This is a genomic window from Streptomyces zagrosensis (assembly GCF_014203645.1).
GTDB classification, from domain to species: Bacteria; Actinomycetota; Actinomycetes; order Streptomycetales; family Streptomycetaceae; genus Streptomyces; species Streptomyces zagrosensis.
This window is the reverse complement of the sequence record NZ_JACHJL010000013.1, coordinates 181,216-204,668: the sequence shown is the minus strand read 5'-3', so window position 1 is coordinate 204,668 and position 23,453 is coordinate 181,216. Positions and strand designations below refer to the sequence as shown.

Here is a 23,453-nt window from a genome sequence, read left to right as displayed (position 1 = left end):
CGACCACTCGCGGACCTACCGGAGAGAGGAACCCTCCATGCACGCAGTCATCCTGGCCGGTGGCAAGGGCGTTCGACTGCGCCCGTACACCACCGCTCTGCCCAAGCCACTAGTGCCCATCGGGGATCAGCACGCGATTCTAGAAATCGTCATGCGGCAGCTCGCCGCTGCCGGGTTCACCAGTTGCACGCTGGCCATCGGCCATCTCGGACACATCATCCGCGCCTACGTCGGCAACGGCTCGCAGTGGGGGCTGCGCGTGGGGTACAGCTCCGAGGACAGCCCACTGGGCACCATGGGCCCGCTGTTGACCATGCTCGATCGGCTGCCCGAGCACTTCTTGGTCATGAACGGTGACATCCTCACCGACCTCGACTTCGGGAAAGTGCTGTGCACCCACGAGAACAGCGGGGCGCCGCTGACCATCGCCACCTACGCCCGTCAGGTCAACATCGACTTCGGGGTGCTGACCACCGAGTCGGGCCGAGTGGTCGGCTTCACCGAAAAACCCAGCATCGACTATCGCGTGTCCATGGGCGTCTACGGTGTCTCACGGGACACCCTCGGCCCCTACACCCCCGGGCTTCCGCTCGGCTTCGACGAACTCGTACTCGACCTACTCAAGAACGACACCCCGCCGCACGCGTACGACTTCGACGGCTACTGGCTCGACATAGGCCGGCCCGACGACTATGACCGTGCTAACGCCGAGTTCACCGCACGGCGCGGCGTCCTCATCAAGGGAGCGTGACTGCTCTGATGCGCATTCTCGTCCTGGGCTCCAGCGGCTTCCTCGGCGAGCACACCGTCCAACACCTGCGCGCCGTGCCCGGCGCGCAGGTGTTGATCGGCGGTCGCTCGCCCGCAGCCGACGTCCATATCGACCTGGCCACCGCCGGTGTGGCGCAACTCGCCGACACGCTGGGCGCACTGCGCCCGGACACGGTCGTCAACTGCGCGGGCGCCGTGGGCGGCAGCTCGCTCGCCCTCGCCGGCACCAACGCCCGCGGCCCGGCGGCCCTGTGTGCCGCGCTGGGCGAGGCGGCCCCCACCGCTCGTCTGGTGCACCTGGGCTCCGCCGCCGAGTACGGGGCGTCCGGCCAGGGGCTTGCCCTCACCGAATCCAGCCCCACCTGCCCGTTCAGCGTGTACGGGGCCACCAAGCTCGCCGGCACGCTCGCCGTCACCAACTCCGGCCTTGACGCTGTGGTGCTCCGCGTCTTCAACCCCATCGGCCCGGGCTCCCCGGCCAGCAGCCTGCCCGGACGATTGGCCGGGCTGTTGCGCGATGCGGAGCGCGGCAGCGCGGTGCAGGTCGGCGACCTGTCCGCGTACCGCGACTTCATCGACGCACGAGACGTCGCACAGGCCATCGTCCGCGCCACCATCGCCACTGCCCCACTGCCCCCGGTACTCAACGTCGGCAGCGGCACCGCCAAGCCGGTACGCGCCGTAGCCAGCGGACTCGCGCAACTCGCCGGCTTCGGCGGCCGGATCGACGAGGACGGGGTGGGATCGACACGCTCGCCGGCCGCATCGCGCGCCTGGGCCGACATCACCACGACCGTCAGCGCCCTGGACTGGCGACCTCGGTACTCCTTCCCACAGTCGCTCGCCGACCTGTGGGCCGCGGCCACCGGCAAGCCCGTGGGAACCCTGCGCCCAGCACACGGAAGCACCTGAAGCACCTGAAAGTAGCTGAAAGCACAAAGGGGCTGAACGGCCCGGACAGCCCGTACAGATGGAGCTCAGTGACCACACAGAACTCCGCGCACACCCCTTCGGGGCGCCTACTGGTGCCATTATACGTCCACCCCACGGTGGACCCGGCGGCCTGGCAGGCGCTTCGGGGGCGCGCACGGCAGCTCTACGCCGTGGTGCTCAACGCGGCCGATGGCCCGGGCAAGCGCCCCGACCCGGCGTTCGAGGCCGCGGCGGACGAGTTGCACAGCGCGGGCGTGCGGCTGCTCGGCTACGTGGACACCGACTACGGCCGCAGACCGCTGCGGGCGGTGCTCACCGATATCCGCCGACACCGCCGCTGGTACGGCGTGGACGGCGTCTTCTTCGATCAGGCGGCGGCCCGCCCCTTGCTGCTGCTGCGCTATCACATGCTGGCTCGCGCCGCCCGGCTGCTCGGTGCGCGCACCGTGGTGCTCAACCCGGGCATCCACCCACATCCCGGCTATGCGAAGATCGCCGACGTGCTGGTCACCTTCGAGGGCGACTGGCACACCTACCAGCGGGTTCAGGTGCCCGCCTGGGCCGCCCGGCACGATCCGTGGCGGTTTTGTCACCTGGTGTACGCGGTGCCGGACAGGCAGCGCGGCCAGGTCGCCTCTACATCGTATAATCGCGGAGCGGCACTGCACTGCGCGGTACCAGGGAAGGGAAGCAATCCATGGCGGTACCCGCCGGCAGACGGCAACAACGACGTGGGGCAGGACGGGTGAGAGCGCGTGCCGTGTTCGCGGCGCTCGCTGCTGCGGCCCTCCTTGCGGTCGCCGGGTGCTCGGGCGGGAACGCGGACGGCGACGAGGCGTCCAAGACGCCGCAGGCGAAGCCAACGAAGACGGCTTCGGCGACGCCTGGCGACGAGGCCGCCGAGCTGTGGCAGCCGAAGGCCCGCACGGCCTGGCAGTGGCAGCTCGATGGCCGGGTGGACACCGGCATCGACGTACCCGTCTACGACATCGACGGCTTCGAGAACTCAGCGGCCACCGTCGAGCGGCTGCACGACGACGACCGCAAGGTCATCTGCTACATCAACGCGGGCGCCTGGGAAGACTGGCGGCCCGACGCCGACGACTTCCCCGTCTCCGTACGCGGTAAGAGCAACGGCTGGGAAGGCGAGCGGTGGCTGGACATCCGCGAACTGGACACCGTGCTGCCGCTCATGGCCAAGCGCATGGACATGTGCCGCGACAAGGGCTTCGACGGCGTCGAGCCGGACCTGATGGACGCGTACCGCAACCGCACCGGCTTCCCGCTCACCGGCGCCCACCAACTCGCCTACAACCGCGCGCTGTCCCGGCTCGCCCATGAGCGCGGCCTCGCCGTGGGGCTTAAAAACGACCTCGACCAGATCACGGAACTCGTGGACGACTTCGAGTTCGCCGTCAACGAGGAGTGCGCCGAATTCGGCGAGTGCGCCAAGCTCACCCCGTTCGTGAAGGCGGACAAGGCCGTCTTTCACGTGGAGTACACCCTGGAGCCGGATGAATTCTGCTCCACGGCCAAGCGCCTTGGCCTCAGCTCGATGCGCAAGAAGCTGGGCCTGGACTCCTGGCGCCGCCCCTGCTGACGCCCTCGGCGCCGCCCATCGGCCCCAACGGGCCGGTGGGCGCCCGGAGTTGGTGGGCCGACGACCCTCAGAGCGGTACCAGGGTGATCTCGGTTGCCTTGACGCTGGTCCATACGGCGGTGCCGTCCGCAAGGTCCAACTCCACGGCTGCCGCCGGTGTGATCTCGGCGACCAGATCCGGCACCTGATCCGAACTGATCAACACCCGCAGCCGGCTGCCCACGGCGGTGATCTCCCGCACGTGTCCCGGCCACACGTTACGCGGGCTGCCGGTCGGCCTCTCCCGGTGCACGGAGACCGCCTCGGGCCCGAAGATGGCCATCACCTCACCGCGCTGAGGCGAGGGCGGAACGTGGCGCCCGGATGACGGTTGCTCGGCTGGCTCGGCTGGCTCGGTCGGCGCGGGGGAGCCCTGGCCTGCCGCGCCCCCGCCGGGCTCGGTCGGGAGCGTGCCCCGTTTGTTCTGTTCACCCTGTTCCGTCGCGGAGTCGGGGCTCGAAACGACCGCGTCCGATACGGGTAGCGGGTCGGCTACCACCAGTCGCCCCGGGCCCGGCAGGCACAGGCCGCCGTCCGGGGTCGTGCTGCCGGACCAGGCGTTACGGCCCAGCATCCGGGCCACCCACGGCGAGCGCGGATGGCGAGTCACTTCGGCCGGTGTCGCGTACTGCACGGCCCGACCCCCCTCCAGGACCAGCACCCGATCGGCGAGCGAGATCGCCTCCACCGGATCATGGGTGACGATCAGACACACACCGTCAAAGTCGGACAGATGCCGGCGCAGCGTATGTCGTACCAGGGCGCGCGTCGTCTGATCGAGTGCAGCCAGCGGTTCATCGAGAAGCAGCAGCCGCGGCCGGGCCGCCAACGCTCTGGCCAGCGCCACCCGCTGCGCCTGCCCGCCGGAGAGCTGAGCTGGCCGGCGCTGTGCGAACTGGCCAACCCCGAGCCGATCCAGCCACAGTCGCGCCTGCCGGTGCGCCTCCGCCCTGCCTACGCCACGCGACCGCAGGCCGTACGCGGTGTTGCGCAACGCCGTCAGATGGGGAAACAGCGCGCCGTCTTGCGGCACCCACGCCACGCCCCTGCGGTGCGTCGGCAGCGCGCTCACCTCGTCGGCACCGAGCCGCAGTGCGGCCCGCGAACGGTCGGTGAGCCCCAGCAGGGCGCGTAGCAGGGTGGTCTTGCCCGCTCCGTTGGGGCCGACGACGGCGATGGTGGTGCCGGGCTGTGCGTCGATGCGGAGCTCGTTGAAGCCGGTGAGTTCGGCCTGGAGCGGCCATCTCGCATCGTCCTGCGGCACGCCGGTACGCTCCGCGGCCCCTTCCCAGCCGTTGTCCCAGCTGTTGCTGTTGCCGTTGCCGCTCGCGCCGTCGTGGCCATCGGAAGGGCCGTGGCCGCTGATCTCGCCAACCGGAGCGTCGCTGTCGATGCCACTGTGGACCGCGGCCCGGCGTGCTGCCGCCCTGCCGGCCGCCGGCGCGCCGCCCGCCCAGCGGCCACGCAACGCGATCAGCACCGCCATCGCGATGGCGAGCAGCAGGAGCGAGACCGAGGTGGCGGCCTCCGGATCGTCTTGCAGCAACAAGTACACCTGGAGCGGGAGCGTTTGCGTGACGCCCGGCAGGTTGCCCGCGAAGGTGATCGTGGCCCCGAACTCGCCCAGGGCCCGTGCCCAGGTCAGCGCCGCGCCCGCGATGAGCCCCGGCGCCACCAGCGGCAGCGTGACGGTGCGAAACACCCGCCACGGGGATGCGCCAAGCGAGGCCGCGGTCTCCTCGTACCGGGTGTGCAGCCCGGCCAGGGTGCCCTCCAAGCTGATGATCAGGAACGGCATCGCGACAAACGTCGCCGCGATCACCGCGCCCGCCGTAGAGAACGGCAGCGTCACCCCGAACCAGTCCTCAAGCACCCCGCCGAGCAGCCCCCGCCGGCCGACGCCAAGCAGCAGCGCCACACCGCCCACGGTCGGCGGCAGCACCATCGGCAGCAGCACCAGGCAACGCACCAGCGTCTTGCCGGGAAACGCGCTGCGGGCGAGCATCCAGGCGAGCGGCACCCCCAGCAGCACGGAGATGCCAAGCGACCAAAACGAGACGGTCAACGAAAGCCGCAGCGCCTCCCGCACCGCCGGGCTGCCCAGATGCGTACCGAGGTCGGACCAGGAGGTACGCGCCACGATGCCGGCCAGCGGAAGCAGTAGCAGCGCGACCGCGAGCGCGGCGGGCAGCGCGAGCGCCAGCGGCGCGCCCCGCCGCGGTGCTCGCCGCCCCGATGCGGCCCGGCGTCCGGGGAGGCGCCCGGGCCCGGACCGGCACCCGGGGAGGCGGCGCGGCTTGTGCCAGGGGGAGCGCCGAAACTCGCGCCCGGGGGCGCTCCCCGTGCTGCGCGCAGTGCGTTTCATCCGTGCCGGTTCCTTACCGTCAGGGGCGCTGGAACCCCGCGTTATGCAGCATCTTCTGGGCTTTCGCGGTGCTCAGCCACCGCACAAAGGCAGCCGCCTGCGCGCCGTGTCGCGAAGAGTTGAGGGTTGCCGCGGGGTAGGAGGCGATGGCGTTTTGTGCGTCGGGGATGGCGACGGTGTCGATCCGATGCTCGGCGGTGGCCGCGTCCGTGACGTAGACGATGCCCGCGTCGGCTTCGCCGAGCTTCACCTTGCTGAGCACCGCGCGCACGCTCGGCTCTTGCGATACCGGCTGCACGTGCACGTGCTGCGCGTCGAGCACCTTCTTGCTGTAGCGACCCACCGGCACCTCGGGCGCCGCGAGTACCACCTTGAGGTCCGAGTCTGCGAGGTCTTGCAGGCTCTTCACGTGCCGCGGGTTGCCCTCGCCGGTGGCGATCACCAGTCGGTTCCTGGCGATGACTGCCGGGTCGCCGGTGTCGGATCGCAGCCCGGCCATCGTCTTGGTGTCCGCCGTGACCAGTGCATCGGCCGGGGCGCCCTGCCGCACCTGCGCAGCGAGATCCTGTGACCCGGCGAAGGAGAACCGCACTCGTACATCCGGGTGCTCCTTCTCGTACGCGTCACCCACCTTCGCGAACACATCGGTGAGCGACGCCGCGGCCAGCACGGTCAACTGCGTCTTGCCACCCGGCCCGTTGGCCTCGTCATCGGAGCCACAAGCGGCCAGCAATGGCAGCAGGGCTATGGCACACAGCGCGGCGCCGGCAGTGCGCCGCGCAGTCCATCGCCGGGGGAGGGGAAGGGGCATGGAACGGCTCCTTGAAAATCCGTGGCGAGCAGACGGCAGCGCACGCGGGGCGGTGGGTCACACGCGATCGATGTGCACATTGGTGGACTTCACCCGGGCGGTGGCCTGCATGCCCACCTCAAGGCCAAGCTCTTCCACGGCCTCTCGGGTCAGCAGCGAAACCAGCCGGTGCGGCCCGGCCTGAATGTCCACCTGTGCGGCGACGTCGCCGAGCTTGATCGCGGTGACGATGCCGGGGAAGGCGTTACGGGCCGAGGTGTACGGCACGTCCTCATCGCCGCCGGCGGATTGCGCGAGCTCCACGGAGAAGGCCGCGAGATGCTGTCCGTCGATCAGCCGCCGCCCGGACTCATCCCGATGCGTGGTGACTCGGCCCGCGTCGGCCCAGCGCCGGACAGTGTCCGAACTGACGTCGAGCAGCCGCGCGGCCTGACCGATACTGTAGGACTGCATGTGCGGGAGATTAAGCCACTTTCAGCGGCACCTGCAAACCTTTTGTCGGACCAGTGCCGCATTTGCGGGCAGGATCGGATGAAGCCCCAAGGTTCGGGCTCCTTTCTTCGGGGTCTCCCAGGGTCTCCCGGGGTCTCCCTGGGGTTTCACCCGTGCCGTGCCCCGGCGCGCGGTAGGCCGCTCTGCGGCTCGTAAGCCCTATGCGCCCTGCGTAGCCGTAGCCGTAGCTAGATGAAGGGCGTGATGCGCTCTTCGACGCCGAGCAGCAGCTTGCCGTAAATCTCCATGCCGACCGCGGGCGTGGCGACCGCGTGCCGCCCGGCGGTATTGGCGTCGCGCCAGATCCGCTGTAAGGGGTTGGTGTCGGCGAAGGAGCCGCCGCCGTGCACATTGAGCAGGGTGTTGATGGCGTCCAGGACGTTGTGGATGGCGTGGCCGGTGTCGGCTCGGACCCTGGCGCGGGTGAGGACATCGAGGTGAGTGCCGTGGGCGGCGGCCTCGTCGATGTCCGTAGCGGCTCGGTGCAGGTGTAACTCCGCGGTGTCGATCTTCATGGCGGCCTCGGCCACCTGGAGCTGTACGGCCACCGAATCCGCCTGGGTCTCGTAGTAGGTGTACGAGATGGGCTTGGTCCTGGCCTTGCCGGTGACCAGCTTGAGCGCGGCCCGGCCAAGGCCCAGTTGGGCGCCGCCAAGGACGGTGGCGACGAAGGGTGCGAAGGACGAGCGGTACAGCCCCGCCTCCCCGTGCCCGTTGTCGGCCGTACCGTCGATCGCGCCGGGCAGCGACGCCACGCGGTGTTCGGGCACGAACACGTCCGTGGCGATCAGGCAGTTGCTTCCGCTGCCGCGCATGCCCGCGGTGAACCAGACGTCCTCCATCTCCAGCTCCGTACGCGGCACCAACACCATGGCCTGGTCGATCACCTCTCCGCCCGCATCGGTCAGCGGCATGGCAAGGACGGCCCATGTGGAGTGCCAGGAGCCCGAGTTGTAGTACCAGCGGCCGGTCAGCCGCCAGCCTCCTGCGACCTTGCGGCTGCTGGAAGTGGGGCTGAAGACCCCGGTCACCCGGGTATCGGGGTCGGCGCCGAAGACGTCGTCCTGAGCCTGTGGCGAAAAGAGCCCGGCCAGCCAGTTGCAGGTGTTGACCAAGGTCACGACCCACCCCGTGGAGCCGTCGCCCTCGGCTATGGCGGCCGACACGTCAAGGATGGTCCGTACGTCGGTCTCGTAGCCCCCGAAGCGACGCGCGACGGTCAGTCGGAACAGGCCCGCCTCGGTCAGCGCGTCGATGACCTCGTCGGTCACCCTGCGATCCGCTTCGATCTGGCCCGCATGCTCGCGCAACAGCCCTTGTAGTGCCGTCGCCCGCGCCACCAGTTCGGTGCGGGTCGGAGGCGCGGTAGGGCTAGGGGTCGTGTTCGTGAGGGTGGTGGTCATGGCTGTCTCCTGCCTGGGGTGGGTCATAGGGGGAGGGCGGCGAGCGGCACGGCGGCCGAGGGCTGCACCGGGTGCGGATGTGGGGCAAAGGCGGAGTGCGTGCCGAAGACACGGTTGCCGTACACGAGGGGCGCGGCGGTGGACGCCTGGGCGTGTATGACCGACCCAAGGAGCAAGAGGTGGTCCCCGCCCTCAACCACCGAGGCCAGTGTGCATACGAGCCAACCAGGGGCGCCCGCCAGTCGGGGTAGCCCGTGGTCGTACTGCCATGGGACGGCGCCGAACCGGTCGGGCGTACGCCGCGCGAAGGTCATCGCCACCTCGTGCTGCCCGGCCCCCAGCACATTCACCCCGAACCGCTCCGTCACCAGCACGCGCGCCAAGAGCTCCGACGCGCGGTCCAGCGCGAGGGAGACCATCGGCGGGCGCAAGGAGAGCGAGGCGAAGGCGCTGACGGTTGTTCCGTGCGGCGTGGCGTCCTGGGTGGTGGTCACGATGGTCACCGGAGCGCACACCCCGGCCATCACATCCCGAAAATCCTGTTCGTCCACTGGCTCGTTCACCATGTCACTCCATTCATCATGATGATTATGGTGATCATGGCTGTGGGTATCCAGAAGTGTCAAGGGGGTGCGATGCTATTCGTCATAATCAATTGTGCGAGGATGGGTGAGGTCGAGTGGACGCCACGGACGACAGCAGGCAAGGGCGCTCGCCCGCCACACCCGCAGGGCCCGGAGGGCGCGAGGGCGCCGAACCCCCGGCGCTGCGGCGGGGCGAGTGGGAACGGCCCGCGGCCTCCCGCGCCGAGGTCGCCGCCGAACGCATCGCGGCGCTGGTCGCAGACGCGGAGCCGGGCGCACGACTAGGCACCAAGCACGAACTGCGCGCCGAATGCGGTGTGTCCGTCGGCACCTTCAACGAGACCCTGCGCCTGCTCCAGTCGCGCGGCCTTGTCACCGTCCGGCCCGGCCCCGGCGGCGGCCTCTTCGCCGCCGAACAGTCGGCCATACGCCGCCTGGGCAACTCCGTACTCGCCCTGGACGACCACCAGCCGGACGAGGTGTGCGCCGACGAGGCCCTGCATATCCGCGACGCCCTGGACCCGCTGCTGGCCAATGACGCCCTGTGGCACGCCTCGCCGGCCGACATCGCCGATCTGCGCGGGATACTGGCCGACCTGGCCGCTGCGGTCGAGAACGCCGACGCGGGCGGCTTCGCGGACGCCGACCGTCAGTTGCGCACCCGCCTCGCCGCCATCAGCCCCAACAGCCTGCTGCGCTCCATGTACGCCACGCTCTTGACCCTTGCGGAGACCGCTCCGATCGCGGACCGTGAAGCGCAGTACGCGCGGCACGTCAGCCTCGTCGATGCCCTCGAAACCCGCGACCGCGCCAAGGCCCTCAATCTCATGCGCCTCGCCTGAAGCCGGGGCCGTCGCCAGGCGGGCGTTCCGTGGCGGGCGGCTAGCGGCAAGTTGGCTAGCGGCGAGTCAGCGAGCGGCAAGTCGGACAGTGGCGGGCGTGGCGAGGGCGTCCGGCGGCCGGTGGGTGGATGCGGTGGGCGGGGCGGCGCTGGCCGCCGGAGCGCGTGCGCGAGTGGCTCGCCAGGCGCGCCGCCTTCAAGGCCAGCGCAGGGGCGGGGCGAGCTTCACCCCCGCACGGCCGGGACGGTTAACCCCGTGCGCTGGGGATCGTTGCTGTCGGCACCACGATCGCGGTGACGACAAACCCATCGTGGATCACCCATCGGCCATCGAATCCAGTGAAGGGGAACCCCTGCGGAATATCCGCCGAGGGGAGTAGCCGTGCGTGGAAGGTGCCTACCCGGTCCGGTCCGCCGGTGTCGCCAGCCGGCCGCGGCTCCGCCTCGAAGGTCAACTCGGCCTCGGTGAAGTCCAATTCCCGCCGCGCCAGCGGATACCAGGCCTTGAAGACGCTCTCCTTCGCGCTGAACAGCAGCCGATCCCAGTGCACCGGGCCGTCCCCCCAGGCGCCGTCCGCGATCTCTTTGCCGCGCTCCCGCTCGGGGGCCAGCGTCACCACGTCGAGCACCCCATCGGGCAGCGGGGCGTGCGGCTCCGCGTCGATGCCGATCGAGCGGGCCACGGTGGCCGGCGCGAGGGCCGCCGCTCGGTAGCCGTCACAGTGCGTCATGCTGCCGACCAAGCCCTTGGGCCAACCGGGCTCGCCGCGCTTGCCGGGCAGCACCGGTACAGGAGGCAGCCCGAGACCGGCCATCGCGCGCCGGGCGCAGGCGCGTACCGTGGTGAATTCACGGCGCCGCTTGAGCACGGAGCGGCCCAGTAGGGCCTCCTCCTCGGGGAACAGCACATCCGGTTCGGCGTCGCTGCGGACGGCCTCGGCCCAGGCGACCGTGGCGGGGACCAGCGCGCGCGGCACGACGGCCGTCGCCTCACTTGTCAAATCCGTCACAGCGGTCCCATCCGTGCCGTCTCCCATGGTCAACCCCCGTTGCGCATAAGCTCTTTGCAGGTCATTCTGCCCGTACCTTAGCGATATGCGGCGCTTACGCGAGCGTAACGAGGGCAAGATCACAGGGTGCCGCACTCCTGTCGCCCGCAACCCTCCCCTAGTCTCCGTCCCATGACGGTCCTGCCCGAAGGGCTCCCCTTGGCCGCCGAGTTCCCGGAAGCTTCCCGAGAGCAGTGGCAACACCTTGTTGGAAACGTGCTGCGTAAGTCCGGCGCGTCAGACGCCACCGGCGTCGCGGCTGAGGAGGCGCTGACAACCTCGCTCCAGGACGGGATCTCAGCCCGCCCCCTCTACACCGCCGACGACGCCCCGCATGCGTCAGACGCCGCCGGGTACCCAGGTTTCCCCCCGTTCACACGCGGTGGGCGACCAGAGGGGACGGCGGTCTCCGGTTGGGATGTACGCCAGCGCCATGCGCACCCCGACCCCGAGCGCACCCGCGAAGCGGTCCTCGCCGATCTGGAGAACGGGGTGACCTCGCTGTGGCTCGCGGTCGGCGCCGACGCGCTGCCCATCGACGCGCTGCCGCGGGCCCTGGAGGGGGTCTACCTCGATCTGGTGACCGTCGTCCTCGACGCGGGCGCCGACTTCCCCGCCGCGGCTGTGGCGCTGCTCGCTCTGTACGACCAACGCGAGGTACCCCGCCACGCCGCGCTCGCCACCCTCGGCGCCGACCCGTACGGCATCATCGCCCGCACCGGAACCAGTACCGGCCCAGGCACCGGCATCGGATCGGCGCAGTCCATCGAGGGGCACCTCGCCGCCGCCACCGAACTGGCTCGCCGCGCGAGCCGCGACTACCCGGGTGTGCGGGCACTGAGCGTGGACGCGCTGCCCTACCACGAGGCCGGTGCTTCCACTGCCGAGGAGCTCGGCTGCTCGCTCGCCGCCGGCGTCGGCTATCTGCGCGAGCTGACGGCCGCGGGGCTGACCGTGGATGCCGCGCTGGGCCAGTTGGAGTTTCGCTACGCGGCCACCGCCGACCAGTTCCTGACCATCGCCAAGCTGCGCGCCGCCCGCCGCCTGTGGGCCAGGGTCGCGCAGGTCTGCGGCGCGGCCAACACCGCTGACGTCGCACAACGGCAGCACGCGGTGACCTCACCGGTCATGATGACCCGGCGTGACCCATGGGTGAACATGCTGCGCACCACCGTCGCGACGCTCGGCGCCGGAGTCGGCGGCGCGGACGCCGTGACCGTGCTGCCCTTCGACAGCGAGCTGGGCCTGCCGGACGGCTTCGCCCGGCGCGTCGCCCGTAACACCTCCTCCATCCTGCTGGAGGAGTCGCACCTGGCCCGGGTCATCGACCCGGCAGGCGGCTCCTGGTACGTGGAGCGGCTGACCGACGAGGTCGCCGAGGCAGCCTGGGCCTGGTTCCAGGAGATCGAAGCCGGAGGCGGCCTGGTCCGCGGCCTCGAATCCGGGCTGATCCCCGAGCGGATCGCCGCCACCTGGCAGCGCCGCTCGAAGGACCTCGCCCGGCGCAAGGAGCCGATCACCGGCGTCAGCGAGTTCCCGCTGCTCGACGAGCAGGCGGTCGAGCGTGAGGCCGACCTCACATCGGCGAGGTCCTCCCGGGCGAAGTCCGCGTCGGGGGCGGGCCTGCCGCGGGTGCGCCGCGACGAGGCTTACGAGGCGCTGCGGGCCCGCAGCGACGCTCACCAGGCGGCGAACGGACAGCGGCCGAGGATCTTCCTCGCGACGCTCGGCCCGGCCGCCGCACACACCGCGCGTGCCGCCTTCGCGGCCAACCTCTTCCAGGCGGGCGGCATCGAGGCAGTGCAGGACCAAGCCGGCCCGGACCCGCAGGCGGCGGCCGAAGCGTTCGCCGCCAGCGGCGCACCGATCGCCTGCCTGTGTGCCAGCGACCAGCTCTACGCCGAGCAGGCAGCGGACGCCGCCGCCCGGCTCAAGGCAGCGGGCGCCACCCGGGTCTATCTGGCGGGCCGGCCCGGCGAGCGACGAGAAGACTATCTGCGGGCCGGGGTGGACGATTTCGTCTTCGCGGGCTGCGACGCGGTCGAGGCACTGACCTCGGCCCTGGACACCATGGGGATTGCGTGATGCGGGACGATGCGGCAGCGACGGGCGAGATCCCGAATTTCGCGGACATCGGACTGACCGACGACAGCGGCGCCGCGGGGCCCGCCACCGACGACTGGCGCGCCGCGCTGCGCGAGAGCACCGGCAAAGACGTGGACGCGCTGGTCTGGGAGACCCCCGAGGGCATCGGGGTCAAGCCGCTTTACAGCGGCCAGGACCTGGAAGGCGTCGATTTCCTCCGCACCTATCCGGGCATTGCCCCGTATCTGCGCGGCCCCTACCCGACGATGTACGTCAATCAGCCGTGGACGGTGCGTCAGTACGCGGGCTTTTCCACCGCCGAGGAATCCAACGCCTTTTACCGGCGCAACCTGGCCGCGGGCCAAAAGGGCCTGTCCGTCGCCTTCGACCTGCCCACCCACCGCGGCTACGACAGCGACCACCCGCGCGTCACCGGTGACGTCGGCATGGCAGGCGTCGCCATCGACTCCATCTACGACATGCGACAGCTCTTCGACGGCATTCCGCTGGACAAGATGAGCGTGTCGATGACGATGAACGGTGCGGTGCTACCCGTACTCGCGCTGTATATCGTCGCCGCAGAAGAACAGGGCGTCGCGCCCGAAAAGCTGGCCGGGACCATTCAGAACGACATTCTGAAAGAGTTCATGGTCCGCAACACCTACATTTATCCGCCGCAGCCGTCGATGCGGATCATCTCCGACATCTTCGCGTTCACCTCGCAGAAGATGCCGCGGTACAACTCGATCTCCATCTCCGGCTACCACATCCAAGAGGCCGGGGCCACCGCCGATCTGGAGCTGGCCTACACCCTCGCCGATGGTGTGGAGTACCTACGGGCCGGGCTCGACGCGGGCATGGACGTGGACGCCTTCGCGCCCCGGCTCTCGTTCTTCTGGGCGATCGGCATGAACTTCTTCATGGAGATCGCCAAGCTGCGCGCGGCCCGGCTGCTGTGGGCCAAGCTGGTCAAGCAGTTCGACCCCAAGAACGCCAAGTCCCTCTCGCTGCGCACCCACTCGCAGACGTCCGGCTGGTCACTGACCGCACAGGACGTGTACAACAACGTGGCCCGCACCTGCGTCGAGGCGATGGCCGCGACCCAGGGCCACACCCAGTCGCTGCACACCAACGCGCTCGATGAGGCGCTGGCACTGCCCACCGACTTCTCCGCGCGCATAGCCCGCAACACCCAACTCCTGCTCCAGCAGGAGTCCGGCACCTGCCGGTCCATCGACCCGTGGGGCGGCAGCGCGTACGTCGAGCGGCTCACCCACGACCTCGCTCGCCGGGCCTGGCAGCACATCGAGGAGGTCGAGGCGGCCGGCGGCATGGCGCAGGCCATCGACGCGGGCATCCCCAAGCTGCGGGTCGAGGAGGCCGCCGCCCGTACCCAGGCGCGCATCGACTCCGGCCGGCAGCCGGTGATCGGCGTCAACAAGTACCGGGTGGACAGCGACGAGCAGATCGACGTCCTCAAGGTGGACAACTCCTCCGTGCGCACCCAGCAGATCGAAAAGCTCCGCAGGCTGCGCGCCGAACGGGACGAGCAGGCGTGTCAGGACGCGCTGCGGGCGCTGACCGGGGCCGCCCGGGACGGCGCGCGCTCAGGCGGCGGCCTGGAGGGCAACCTGCTGGCCCTGGCCGTGAACGCGGCCCGCGCCAAGGCCACCGTCGGCGAGATCTCCGACGCCCTGGAGGAGATCTACGGACGGCACTCCGGCCAGATCCGTACGATCTCCGGTGTGTACCGAGACGAGGCAGGACCGTCATCAGGCGTGGAGCGCACCCGTGCACTGGTCCGCGACTTCGAGGAGGCCGAGGGGCGCCGGCCGCGCATCCTGGTCGCCAAGATGGGCCAGGACGGGCATGACCGAGGCCAGAAGGTGATCGCCACCGCGTTCGCCGACCTCGGCTTCGACGTGGACGTCGGCCCGCTGTTCCAAACCCCCGGCGAGGTCGCCCGACAGGCGGTGGAGGCCGATGTGCACATCGTCGGCGTCTCCTCGCTGGCCGCGGGCCACCTCACCTTGGTGCCCGCGCTGCGCGAGCAACTGGCCGAAGCAGGCCGCGAGGACATCACCATCGTCGTCGGCGGGGTCATCCCGCCACAGGACATCGACACGCTGCGCGAGATGGGTGCAGCCGCCGTCTTCCCGCCCGGGACAGTGATCCCGGACGCCGCCTACGACCTGGTCACGTCGCTGAGTGCGACGCTCGGCCACAAGTTGTGAGCCCATGCCACAGGCGATCAACATCGACGACTACGTACGCGGGGTCCGCGAGGGCTCCCGGGCCCACATCGCCCGCGCCATCACCCTCGTGGAGTCCACCAGGCCCGATCACCGGGCCCTCGCCCAGCAGTTGCTGATCGAACTCCTGCCGTACGCGGGAGCCTCCCGGCGGGTTGGCATCAGCGGCGTACCAGGCGTGGGGAAGTCCACGTTCATCGACGCCCTGGGCACCATGCTGACCGAGCGCGGGCACCGGGTGGCGGTGCTCGCCGTTGACCCGTCCTCCAGCCGTACGGGCGGCTCCATCCTGGGCGACAAGACCCGGATGGAGCGGCTGGCGGTGGACCCGGCCGCGTTCGTACGGCCCTCGCCGACGTCGGGCACCTTGGGCGGCGTCGCCAGGGCCACCCGGGAGACCATCGTGCTGATGGAGGCGGCGGGCTACGACGTGGTACTGGTGGAGACGGTGGGCGTGGGCCAGTCGGAGACGGCCGTCGCCAACATGGTGGACACCTTCTTGCTGCTGACCCTGGCCCGTACCGGCGATCAGCTCCAAGGCATCAAGAAGGGGGTCGTGGAGCTGGCCGACCTGGTCGCGGTCAACAAGGCGGACGGCCCACACGAGCGCGACGCCCGCTCCGCGGCCCGCGAACTGGCCGGAGCGCTGCGGCTGCTGCGCCCCCAGGCGTCTCCTTCGGCGTCCTCTTCTGCGTCCTCTTCTGCGTCCGCGCGGACGGATGATGGGCCCAGCGCCGACGAGGTGTGGAACCCGCCGGTGCTCACCTGTAGCGCTCGCGAACGCACGGGCCTTGACACCCTGTGGGAACGCATCGAGCAGCACCGCAAGGTGTTGGACGCGACGGGCGCGCTGGAGCGCAAGCGGCGCGATCAGCAGGTGGACTGGACCTGGACGATGGTCAAGGAACAGCTGCTGACCCAACTCCGCGAACACCCCCAGGTCCGCCGGGTGAGCCCCCAGGTGGAGCGGCAGGTTCGCGAGGGCACGCTGACGGCCTCGCTCGCGGCGGAACAGGTCCTTGCGGCGTTCCGGTCACCCGCCAGCCCCGAGACTAACGCCAGCCCCGATGCCAGTCCCGGTGCCCGCCCCGAGACCAGGACCAGCCCCGACACCGGCCCCGGCGCGGTCGAGCGGCCTGGTCCGTCGTTGAACGGGGGCCGCACGCCGAACTGAGCCGGCGCGGCCCGGCGGCCGTGCCGTACGCGCGCCGTGCCGTACCCGGCCGTGCCGTACGCGGTCGGTGCCGTGCGGGGGTCGTGCCTTACGCGAGCGGGGCGACCAGCGTGTCGGACTGGTTGGCGCGCCGAAGTGCGTCCGCGATGAACCCGTTGGCCTTGAGCTCTTCAACGAGGTCCCGCAGGAATGCGACCGTCTCGCTCCTTCGAAACCTCGTCGTGCCCACTGCCTGCCGGATCTGCATGAACGGGTCATCGACCAGCCGGACGTCGTCGTGTTCCGCGACATATGCGGTCATCGGCTGCCTGATGCCGGCCGCGACCTCCAAGTCCTGGGCGCGGAAGGCAGCTATCCCTTCGTCGCCGCGTATCACGCTCGCGTGGTGCAGGGTGCGGGAGAGGAACAGATCGTAGGCAGACCCCTGCTTGACGCCGATGCGCACGCCCGCACGATCGACGTCGGCCGCCGCGGCGATGGTCGAGTCGCGCGGCACGACGAACACGCCCTCGATGACGACGTACGGTGCGGTGAAGGCGACCTCAGCCTCACGTGCGGGCTCAACGGCCAAGAAGCACAGGTCGGCCCGGCCCTCCGCCATCGCCTCGTACGACTTGCGCGCCGCGTCGAAGCACAGGAACTCCACCGGCACGCCAAGCCGATGGCCGACCTCGCGCGCGATGTCCACCGTGATGCCGGTCGGTGCCGTGGGCGGGCCCTGCGCCAGCACCGGATTGCCCAGGTTGACGGAGGCCCGCAGCGTGCCACTTGGCGTGAGGTCACGGGCGATTTCAGTGATCATGTTCGTCATGAGGTGGAGTGTAGAAGCCACCGCAAGGCTGGGCGGCGGCGCCTGGGCGACCGCTGGTTCCCTGCCCGTTTCGCCGCCCTGGACGGCGGTGCTCTGGCAGGAGGGCGCCCGCGGCCCCACGGCGCTGCCGCAGCGGGGCGCGCAGACGCCCCCACGAAGGTGCTAGGGGCGTGCCGCGAGGCCCAGTTCCGCCGCCCCCAGGTCCGCGAAGAACCTCTCCACGTCCGTGGGGCTCACCTGCGCGAGCCGATCGGGGGTCCAGCGCGGGTGGCGGTCCTTGTCGATCACCTGGGCCCGAATGCCCTCCACCAGGTCGGCGCAGGCCAGTGCCGCGCAGGAGACCCGGTACTCCTGGTCGAGAACCGCCTCCAAGGTGCCGAGCTGCCGCGCCCGGCGCAGCGCGCTGAGCGTCACCTTCACCGCGGTGGGCGAGTGGCTCATGATCTGCTCGGCTGCTTCCTTCGCCTCCCGCACGCCGCAGTCCTGAAGGCGGGTGATGATCTCCTCGACGGAGTCGGCGGCGTAGCATGCGTCGATCCAGTCGCGGTGCTCAGCGAGCTCGTTGACCGGGGCCGCCTCGGCGAACTCCGCCACCGCCTCCGCTGCCGTACGGGAGGCGAGTGCGGCCGTGAACGCGGTCAGCCGGGCAGCCGGCACGAAGTGGTCGGCGAATCCGCACGCGATGGCGGCGCCCGCGCCCATCCGGTCCGTCGTCAGCGCGAGATGCGTACCCACCTCGCCCGGCGCCGCGGCCAGTAGGTGCGTACCGCCCACATCGGGCACAAAGCCGATGCCGACCTCCGGCATGGCGACGGCCGACCGCTCGGTGACGATGCGCACTCCGCCATGCGCTGACACCCCGACGCCACCGCCCATCACGATGCCGTCCATGAGTGCCACATACGGCTTGGGGTAGTGGGCGATACGGGCGTTGAGCAGGTACTCATCACGCCAGAAGGCACGCGATGCGGTGCCTCCGGCGCGGGCGTCCTCGTAAATGGCCCGGATGTCACCGCCCGCGCACAGACCGCGCTCGCCCGCGCCCGCGATGACGACTGTGTCCACCGTGTCATCGAGCTCCCACCCGCTCAGAGCGGCGTCGAGGTCGCGCACCATGGCGTGGTCAAGGGAGTTGAGGGCCTTGGGGCGGTTGAGGGTGAGCGTGGCGGACCTGCCGCTGACGCGGGTGAGGACGGTTTCGGCGGCGGGGGAGTGGTTCATCAGGCTGCTCCGGTCGGTTCGCTCGCGACGGCGCGTCGCGTGATCACATCGATGGCTTCAAGGGGCCTGGCGCGGTTCTTCAACGATCTTCTCAACCGGCCCGCTGCCGTGCGCAGGCCCCCCTGGCCGGCCCGCCAGCGGCCTGCTCAACGCACCCGCCCGGCCCGCGCCGGGGCGCTAGCCTGGCAACGCCCGAAGGCCCGGGCCCCGAAAGGACGGCTGACACCGATGCCCCAGCCCGGCAGCACCGCCCCGCTCATCCCGCTGGCCAAGACGCTGCGCCAGGTCGCTGAGGTCGGCCCGTTCTTCGCCGTACGCACCGACCCCGCCGACCCGACCGCAGCGCGGGCCGAAGGCTATGTGCCGCTCGCCGAACTGTACGAGGTGGGCCCGGGCACCGACGGAACACCGAGCGCCGCTCGGGCCCCGCACTCCCCGCGCTCCCCGCGCTCCCCGCACTCCCCGCGCCTCGGAGGGACGTCGCCCGCACTGCGTCACCGCCACGCCACGGTGGCGGGGCGGCTGGGCACGGACGAGACGCGGGTGGCGGCCTCGCTCAGCTTCCAGGGGCTGGCCGGACGGTTGTGGTCGATGGCCATCGGCTGCGCCGTACTGACCGGCCACGTACCGGACCTGGGGCCCGAGCGGCTGTGGTGGCACCCCGAGCTCAGCGCCCCAAACGAACTGTGGCTGCCGAGCCCAACCCCAAGCTCAACCCCGAGCCCGACCCCAAGCTCAACCACGAGCCCCAGCCTGAGCCCAACTCCGAGCCCAACCACGGGCTCGGCCCCGGCCCCGGCCCCAAGCCCGAACCCGTGTCCGGGAGACACCGGCCGGGAAGCGGGCACAGCCCCCGGCGCCGGGGCGGGCGCCGCCGACGTGGGCCTCGCCCAGCAGGTCCGTACGGCCGTCCTCGATCAGCATCTGATCCCGCTGCACCGCGCCAGCGCCGCGTCCGGAGTGTCGGGGGCGCTGCTGTGGGGAAACGCCGGCTCGGCACTGGCGGGTGCGCTCATGGTGCTACGCGACTGGCTCCGCACGGCACCGGAAGCCGGCGCTGCGGCGGCAGCCGGACCCCAAGGTGGCGCATCGGCCCAAGCTCGGGCGCTGGCGCTAGCCCGCGACCTGTTCGCGGCGGAGCCGCTGCGGGAGTCCGGGCACTGGCTCCCGGACTCCCGCCCGCCCTTCCGCCGCACCACCTGCTGCCTGTACTACCGGGTGCCGGGCGGCGGTCTGTGCGGCGACTGCGTACTGCCGCGGGTGCCGGGGCGGTGACATTGCCCGTGACATCGTCCGTGACATCGTCCGTGACATCGCCCGTTCAGCCCGCACGACGGCCCGGCCGCACCACGATCGCAGCAGGTCAGTAGAGTTCGGCTGCTGCCATCCCCAATCGCCGAGGTACCTGTCGTGAACGCCGACCCGCCCGCTCCACCTCGTGCCGCCGCCGAGCCCGTGATCGTCGTGGGCATCGGCGCCGACGGGTGGGCCGGGCTCGCGGCCACCGCGCGCGAGGCGCTGCGCGAGGCCGAGGTCATCATCGGCGGGACGCGCCAGCTTGAGCTGCTACCGGCGGACTGCGCAGGGCAGCGCGTGTCCTGGCCGTCGCCGCTGCGCCCCGCCGTCGCCCGGTTGGTCGGTGCGCACGCCGGGCACCGTATCGCCGTCCTCGCCAGCGGCGACCCCTTTTTCTACGGCATCGGCCGGGCGCTCAGCGAGGAGCTGGGCGCGGACCGGCTGCGTGTCCTGCCGCACCCCTCATCCGTGGCGTACGCGGGCGCGCGGCTCGGTTGGCCGCTGGAGGACACCGACGTCGTCAGCCTCGTCGGACGGCCGCTGGCCACGCTGAACCGGTGGCTCTTCGACCGGCGGCGGCTACTCGTCCTCAGCGCGGGAGCACACACCCCCGCCGAGGTCGCCGCGCTGCTGCGCGAGCGGGGTTTTGGGCCGAGCGCGCTACGGGTGCTCGAACAACTCGGCGGCGACCGCGAACGCCAACTCGCCGGCACGGCCGCCAACTGGACGCACCCACCGGGCGACGCGCTCAACGTGATCGCGGTGGACTGCCGGGCCGCCCCGGAGGCGACCCGGCTCGCCGCGGTCCCCGGGCTGCCGGACGATGCGTACGAGCACGACGGCCAACTCACCAAGCGCCGGGTGCGCGCCGCGACGCTCGCCGCACTCGCCCCCGCCCCCGGCGAACTGCTGTGGGACATCGGCGGCGGCTCGGGCTCCATCGCCATCGAATGGCTGCGCGCGCACCGTGCCTGCCGCGCCCTGACCGTGGAGCGCGATCCGGTACGAGCCGAGCGCATCGGGCGCAACGCGGACGCCCTCGGGGTGCCGGCGCTCCAGGTGATCACCGGCAAGGCACCCGACGCACTGGCCGGGCTGTCCGCGCCCGACGCCGTGTTCATCGGCGGCGGGCTGACCACACCCGACCTGCTGGAAACCTGCTGGGCCGCGCTACCGGGCGGGGGCAGGCTGGTCGCCAACACGGTGACGATGGAGTCGGAAGCGCTGCTTGCCGACTGGTACCGGCGGCACGGCGGCGAGCTGATACGCATCGCTGTCGCCCGCGCTGTTGCCGTGGGCGGCTTCACCGGCTGGCGACAGGCGATGCCGGTCACCCAGTGGGCCGTGGCCAAGCCCACCACCGGCGCCGAAAGCACCACCGCATCGGCCGCACCCGCCACGACCGGGCTGGCCCGAGCAGCCCGAGCAGCCCGAGCAGCCCGAGTAGCCCGAGTAGCCCCAGGAGACGGAGAAGAAGAACGATGACGGTGTACTTCATCGGTGCGGGCCCAGGCGCCGCCGACCTGATCACCCTGCGCGGCGCCCGCACCCTCGCGCGCTGTGCCGTCTGCCTGTACGCGGGGAGCCTGGTGCCGCGCGAGTTGCTGGCCGAGTGCCCGCCGAACGCCCGTCTGGTGGACACGGCCCAACTCACCCTGGACGAGATCGTCGCCGAACTGGTCGCCGCCCATGCGGCCGGTCATGACGTGGCCCGGCTGCACTCGGGTGACCCATCGATATTCAGCGCGGTTGCCGAGCAGATGCGGCGGTTGGACGCGGCGGGCGTGCCGTACGAGATGGTGCCCGGTGTGCCCGCTTTCGCAGCGGCAGCGGCGGCCATCGGCCGCGAGCTGACCGTGCCCACCGTCGGCCAGACCGTCATCCTCACCCGCGTCGCCCATCGGGCCACGCCCATGCCGGACGGCGAGGACCTCGCCACCCTTGGCCGCAGCGGCGCCCTCATCGTGCTGCACCTGGCCGCCCGGCATGTGGAGCGGGTCGTGACGGAGCTGCTGCCGCATTACGGCGCCGACTGCCCTGCTGCCGTGGTGGCCATGGCGAGCCGTCCCGACGAAATCGTCCTGCGCGGCACGCTGGCGACCATCGCGGCACAGATCAACGCGGCGAAGATCACGCGCACGGCGGTCATCATGGTCGGCCGCACCCTGGGCGCCGAGCAGTTCAGTGACAGCTATCTGTACTCGGCTGATCGCGAACGGTCCGTCTAGTACGACGTGAGTACGCGGTGGCTGCGGCTTTCTCAGGCGACCTTCGGCTCTCAGGCGACCTCGGCTCTCAGGCGACCCTCGGAGTCGCCCGCATGCCGAAGTAGACGTACGGTGTGCCGTTCGGAAGCGTCCCGAAGACCAGGGGCAGCCACGGCGCGCTGACGGGGCCGATGCCCGGCATGGCGAGCACGGTGTCGGACACCGGCACCAGGTCGGTCTCGATCGGCGGCGAGTAATCGGCCATCCCGCCGGTGAGCTGCAACCGCAGCCGCGGCACACCGTCTCGCTCGTCGATCGTCATGCGGATGCCCTCACGTTCATATGTGCCCGCGAGCGCGGCGACATCGACCGGCTGCGGTTGCGCGGCGGGAGCGAAGACGTCGGGCATCCGTACCCCGGCGAGCTCTCCGAGCAACTCCTGAAACAGGTCCACGAAGAAGCCGGTCGCACCGCCACCATTGGTCAGCAGCGCGGCGGCGACGCCGCTGCCAGGCACGACACGCAGGTACGAGAACTGCCCGAGTGCGGCGCCGTCGTGACCATACCCGGCGACACCGTTCCAGTCGTACAACGCCCACCCGTGGCCCCATCCGGCCGCCATGAACGACCAGGTGTCCAGGCAGTCGCCGACGCGCCGCCGCATCGTCGCCGCGGACTCGGCGGACAGCACGCGCGTCCCGTCGGGCGCCGTACCGCCGTCGAGATGCATCCGTGCGAAGCGGACGACGTCGGCGGCGGTGACGAGGACGCGCCCGTACGGCCCGGCCGAGCGCGGCAACATGTCCCACACGGGCGCCGGCTCCGGGTCGCTGCCCAGCTCGCCGAGATGGCTCATCGCCACCTGGAACCGCAGCGCCTCCTCCGGCAAGGTCATCGAATGCTCAAGACCAAGTGGCGTGAGCAACCGCTCGCGCAACGCGTCGTCCCAAGTCTGACCCGTGACCACCTCCACGATGCGGCCGAGAATCGCATACCCGGTACTGCAATAGGAAACGACGGACCCCGGCGGGCAGTCCTGGCCCACGGTCACGCACGCCTGCACGTAACGGGCGAGGCAGTCGGCGCCGCGACCGGTGTCGTGGGTGAAGTCCCCGCTGATTCCGCTGGTATGGCCGAGTAACTGCCCAATCGTCATGCTCTGAGTGACGCCGTCATCGGCGACCGCAAAGCCCGGCAGTACGTCGATGACCCTGCTCTCCAGCCGCAACTCACCTGAGTCCACGAGCTGCATCACGAGCGTCGCCGTGTACACCTTGGCGATCGAACCGGACTGAAACACCGAGTCCGGGGTCACCTGCACGCCGGTCCCGCGGTGCAGCACGCCACTGGCCAACTCGTGGATCTCACCGTCCACCAGCACCGCCAGCGCCGCGCCCGGCACCTGATGACTAGCACGTAGTGAGTCGAGGCGCTCCTGCCAGCGGGCACGGTCCCAGTTCATTGCATCCCCCTGTTCGTTGCTCTTCCGGCGAACACGGCGCAGCCCCGTCACACCCCA

20 protein-coding genes are annotated in these 23,453 nt (G+C 70.8%); 11 read left to right on the top strand and 9 right to left on the bottom strand.

What is annotated here, in order from left to right; translation table 11 throughout:
* The first annotated feature begins 37 nt into the window (after positions 1-37).
* The 4 genes from FHS42_RS23815 (at position 38) to FHS42_RS23800 (ending at position 3,304) form a co-directional block, all read left to right on the top strand.
* Complete coding sequence (locus tag FHS42_RS23815) at positions 38-751, top strand: nucleotidyltransferase family protein (RefSeq protein ID WP_184575209.1); 714 nt, start codon at positions 38-40, stop codon at positions 749-751.
* 8 nt (positions 752-759) lie between these two features.
* Complete coding sequence (locus tag FHS42_RS23810) at positions 760-1,683, top strand: NAD-dependent epimerase/dehydratase family protein (protein ID WP_184575329.1); 924 nt, start codon at positions 760-762, stop codon at positions 1,681-1,683.
* 113 nt (positions 1,684-1,796) lie between these two features.
* Positions 1,797-2,453 (top strand): spherulation-specific family 4 protein, encoded by a 657-nt coding sequence (locus FHS42_RS23805; protein WP_312867013.1) that lies wholly within the window; start codon positions 1,797-1,799, stop codon positions 2,451-2,453.
* The gene (locus tag FHS42_RS23800) at positions 2,450-3,304 is read left to right on the top strand and encodes an endo alpha-1,4 polygalactosaminidase (protein ID WP_312867012.1); all 855 of its coding nucleotides are present in this window, start codon (positions 2,450-2,452) and stop codon (positions 3,302-3,304) included. The genes FHS42_RS23805 and FHS42_RS23800 overlap by 4 nt, the downstream gene beginning before the upstream one ends.
* Positions 3,305-3,371: 67 nt before the next feature.
* Here FHS42_RS23800 and FHS42_RS23790 read toward each other — a convergent pair whose 3' ends face one another.
* The 5 genes from FHS42_RS23790 to FHS42_RS23770 all read right to left on the bottom strand — a co-directional run bounded on the left by FHS42_RS23790 (position 3,372) and on the right by FHS42_RS23770 (position 8,980).
* Positions 3,372-5,708, bottom strand: a complete 2,337-nt coding sequence (locus FHS42_RS23790) for an ABC transporter permease (RefSeq protein ID WP_246495297.1) — start codon at positions 5,706-5,708, stop codon at positions 3,372-3,374.
* Positions 5,709-5,727: 19 nt separating this feature from the next.
* Positions 5,728-6,519 carry a molybdate ABC transporter substrate-binding protein gene (gene modA, locus FHS42_RS23785; RefSeq protein ID WP_184575194.1) on the bottom strand — a complete coding sequence of 264 codons (792 nt, stop codon included), beginning with the start codon at positions 6,517-6,519 and terminating at the stop codon, positions 5,728-5,730.
* Positions 6,520-6,576: 57 nt separating this feature from the next.
* Complete coding sequence (locus FHS42_RS23780) at positions 6,577-6,972, bottom strand: TOBE domain-containing protein (RefSeq protein ID WP_184575192.1); 396 nt, start codon at positions 6,970-6,972, stop codon at positions 6,577-6,579.
* 227 nt (positions 6,973-7,199) lie between these two features.
* Positions 7,200-8,414, bottom strand: coding sequence for an acyl-CoA dehydrogenase family protein (locus FHS42_RS23775; protein ID WP_184575190.1), 1,215 nt, complete (start codon positions 8,412-8,414; stop codon positions 7,200-7,202).
* Between the two features lie 23 nt (positions 8,415-8,437).
* Positions 8,438-8,980, bottom strand: coding sequence for a flavin reductase family protein (locus tag FHS42_RS23770; RefSeq protein ID WP_246495295.1), 543 nt, complete (start codon positions 8,978-8,980; stop codon positions 8,438-8,440).
* A gap of 113 nt (positions 8,981-9,093) precedes the next feature.
* On the opposite strand from FHS42_RS23770, the gene FHS42_RS23765 reads away from it, so the two are divergent.
* Entirely contained in the window at positions 9,094-9,840 is a 747-nt protein-coding gene (locus tag FHS42_RS23765) for a FadR/GntR family transcriptional regulator (protein WP_184575188.1), read from the top strand.
* 247 nt (positions 9,841-10,087) lie between these two features.
* On the opposite strand, the gene FHS42_RS23760 is transcribed toward FHS42_RS23765, so the two are convergent.
* Positions 10,088-10,816, bottom strand: coding sequence for a 4'-phosphopantetheinyl transferase family protein (locus tag FHS42_RS23760; protein ID WP_312867015.1), 729 nt, complete (start codon positions 10,814-10,816; stop codon positions 10,088-10,090).
* Between the two features lie 204 nt (positions 10,817-11,020).
* Here FHS42_RS23760 and FHS42_RS23755 point away from each other — a divergent pair, with 204 nt between their 5' ends.
* Genes FHS42_RS23755 through meaB form a run of 3 tightly spaced genes read left to right on the top strand, consistent with a single transcriptional unit; the run spans position 11,021 to position 16,399 of the window.
* Complete coding sequence (locus tag FHS42_RS23755) at positions 11,021-12,973, top strand: methylmalonyl-CoA mutase subunit beta (protein ID WP_184575184.1); 1,953 nt, start codon at positions 11,021-11,023, stop codon at positions 12,971-12,973.
* Positions 12,973-15,207: a methylmalonyl-CoA mutase gene (gene scpA / locus FHS42_RS23750; protein ID WP_184575182.1), complete on the top strand. Its 2,235-nt coding sequence runs from the start codon at positions 12,973-12,975 to the stop codon at positions 15,205-15,207. The genes FHS42_RS23755 and scpA overlap by 1 nt, the downstream gene beginning before the upstream one ends.
* A gap of 4 nt (positions 15,208-15,211) precedes the next feature.
* Positions 15,212-16,399: a methylmalonyl Co-A mutase-associated GTPase MeaB gene (gene meaB / locus FHS42_RS23745; RefSeq protein WP_184575180.1), complete on the top strand. Its 1,188-nt coding sequence runs from the start codon at positions 15,212-15,214 to the stop codon at positions 16,397-16,399.
* Positions 16,400-16,487: 88 nt separating this feature from the next.
* Here meaB and FHS42_RS23740 read toward each other — a convergent pair whose 3' ends face one another.
* Both FHS42_RS23740 and FHS42_RS23735 read right to left on the bottom strand, forming a co-directional pair.
* The gene (locus tag FHS42_RS23740; RefSeq protein WP_184575178.1) at positions 16,488-17,210 is read right to left on the bottom strand and encodes a transporter substrate-binding domain-containing protein; all 723 of its coding nucleotides are present in this window, start codon (positions 17,208-17,210) and stop codon (positions 16,488-16,490) included.
* Positions 17,211-17,372: 162 nt separating this feature from the next.
* Positions 17,373-18,431: an enoyl-CoA hydratase/isomerase family protein gene (locus FHS42_RS23735; RefSeq protein WP_184575176.1), complete on the bottom strand. Its 1,059-nt coding sequence runs from the start codon at positions 18,429-18,431 to the stop codon at positions 17,373-17,375.
* A 228-nt stretch (positions 18,432-18,659) separates the two neighbouring features.
* Here FHS42_RS23735 and FHS42_RS23730 point away from each other — a divergent pair, with 228 nt between their 5' ends.
* The 3 genes from FHS42_RS23730 (at position 18,660) to cobM (ending at position 21,955) form a co-directional block, all read left to right on the top strand.
* Positions 18,660-19,706, top strand: a complete 1,047-nt coding sequence (locus FHS42_RS23730) for a (2Fe-2S)-binding protein (protein ID WP_246495293.1) — start codon at positions 18,660-18,662, stop codon at positions 19,704-19,706.
* 135 nt (positions 19,707-19,841) lie between these two features.
* Positions 19,842-21,212 carry a precorrin-6y C5,15-methyltransferase (decarboxylating) subunit CbiE gene (gene cbiE / locus FHS42_RS23725; RefSeq protein WP_184575174.1) on the top strand — a complete coding sequence of 457 codons (1,371 nt, stop codon included), beginning with the start codon at positions 19,842-19,844 and terminating at the stop codon, positions 21,210-21,212.
* The gene (gene cobM, locus FHS42_RS23720; protein WP_184575172.1) at positions 21,209-21,955 is read left to right on the top strand and encodes a precorrin-4 C(11)-methyltransferase; all 747 of its coding nucleotides are present in this window, start codon (positions 21,209-21,211) and stop codon (positions 21,953-21,955) included. Before cbiE ends, cobM begins: the two co-directional genes overlap by 4 nt.
* Before the next feature lie 67 nt (positions 21,956-22,022).
* Here cobM and FHS42_RS23715 read toward each other — a convergent pair whose 3' ends face one another.
* On the bottom strand, positions 22,023-23,396 hold the full coding sequence (locus FHS42_RS23715) for a serine hydrolase domain-containing protein (RefSeq protein ID WP_184575170.1): 1,374 nt from the start codon (positions 23,394-23,396) through the stop codon (positions 22,023-22,025).
* Between the last annotated feature and the right edge of the window lie 57 nt (positions 23,397-23,453).

What these genes read in the sequence shown, in the direction of transcription:
- FHS42_RS23775 (WP_184575190.1), bottom strand. Translation starts at nt 8,414, where the DNA reads ATGACCACCACCCTCACGAACACGACCCCTAGCCCTACCGCGCCTCCG.
- FHS42_RS23780 (WP_184575192.1), bottom strand. Translation starts at nt 6,972, where the DNA reads ATGCAGTCCTACAGTATCGGTCAGGCCGCGCGGCTGCTCGACGTCAGT.
- FHS42_RS23730 (WP_246495293.1), top strand. Translation starts at nt 18,660, where the DNA reads ATGCCCCAGCCCGGCAGCACCGCCCCGCTCATCCCGCTGGCCAAGACG.
- FHS42_RS23715 (WP_184575170.1), bottom strand. Translation starts at nt 23,396, where the DNA reads ATGAACTGGGACCGTGCCCGCTGGCAGGAGCGCCTCGACTCACTACGT.
- FHS42_RS23735 (WP_184575176.1), bottom strand. Translation starts at nt 18,431, where the DNA reads ATGAACCACTCCCCCGCCGCCGAAACCGTCCTCACCCGCGTCAGCGGC.
- FHS42_RS23770 (WP_246495295.1), bottom strand. Translation starts at nt 8,980, where the DNA reads ATGGTGAACGAGCCAGTGGACGAACAGGATTTTCGGGATGTGATGGCC.
- scpA (WP_184575182.1), top strand. Translation starts at nt 12,973, where the DNA reads ATGCGGGACGATGCGGCAGCGACGGGCGAGATCCCGAATTTCGCGGAC.
- modA (WP_184575194.1), bottom strand. Translation starts at nt 6,519, where the DNA reads ATGCCCCTTCCCCTCCCCCGGCGATGGACTGCGCGGCGCACTGCCGGC.
- FHS42_RS23740 (WP_184575178.1), bottom strand. Translation starts at nt 17,210, where the DNA reads ATGACGAACATGATCACTGAAATCGCCCGTGACCTCACGCCAAGTGGC.
- FHS42_RS23790 (WP_246495297.1), bottom strand. Translation starts at nt 5,708, where the DNA reads ATGAAACGCACTGCGCGCAGCACGGGGAGCGCCCCCGGGCGCGAGTTT.
- FHS42_RS23810 (WP_184575329.1), top strand. Translation starts at nt 760, where the DNA reads ATGCGCATTCTCGTCCTGGGCTCCAGCGGCTTCCTCGGCGAGCACACC.
- cobM (WP_184575172.1), top strand. Translation starts at nt 21,209, where the DNA reads ATGACGGTGTACTTCATCGGTGCGGGCCCAGGCGCCGCCGACCTGATC.
- meaB (WP_184575180.1), top strand. Translation starts at nt 15,212, where the DNA reads ATGCCACAGGCGATCAACATCGACGACTACGTACGCGGGGTCCGCGAG.
- FHS42_RS23815 (WP_184575209.1), top strand. Translation starts at nt 38, where the DNA reads ATGCACGCAGTCATCCTGGCCGGTGGCAAGGGCGTTCGACTGCGCCCG.
- FHS42_RS23755 (WP_184575184.1), top strand. Translation starts at nt 11,021, where the DNA reads ATGACGGTCCTGCCCGAAGGGCTCCCCTTGGCCGCCGAGTTCCCGGAA.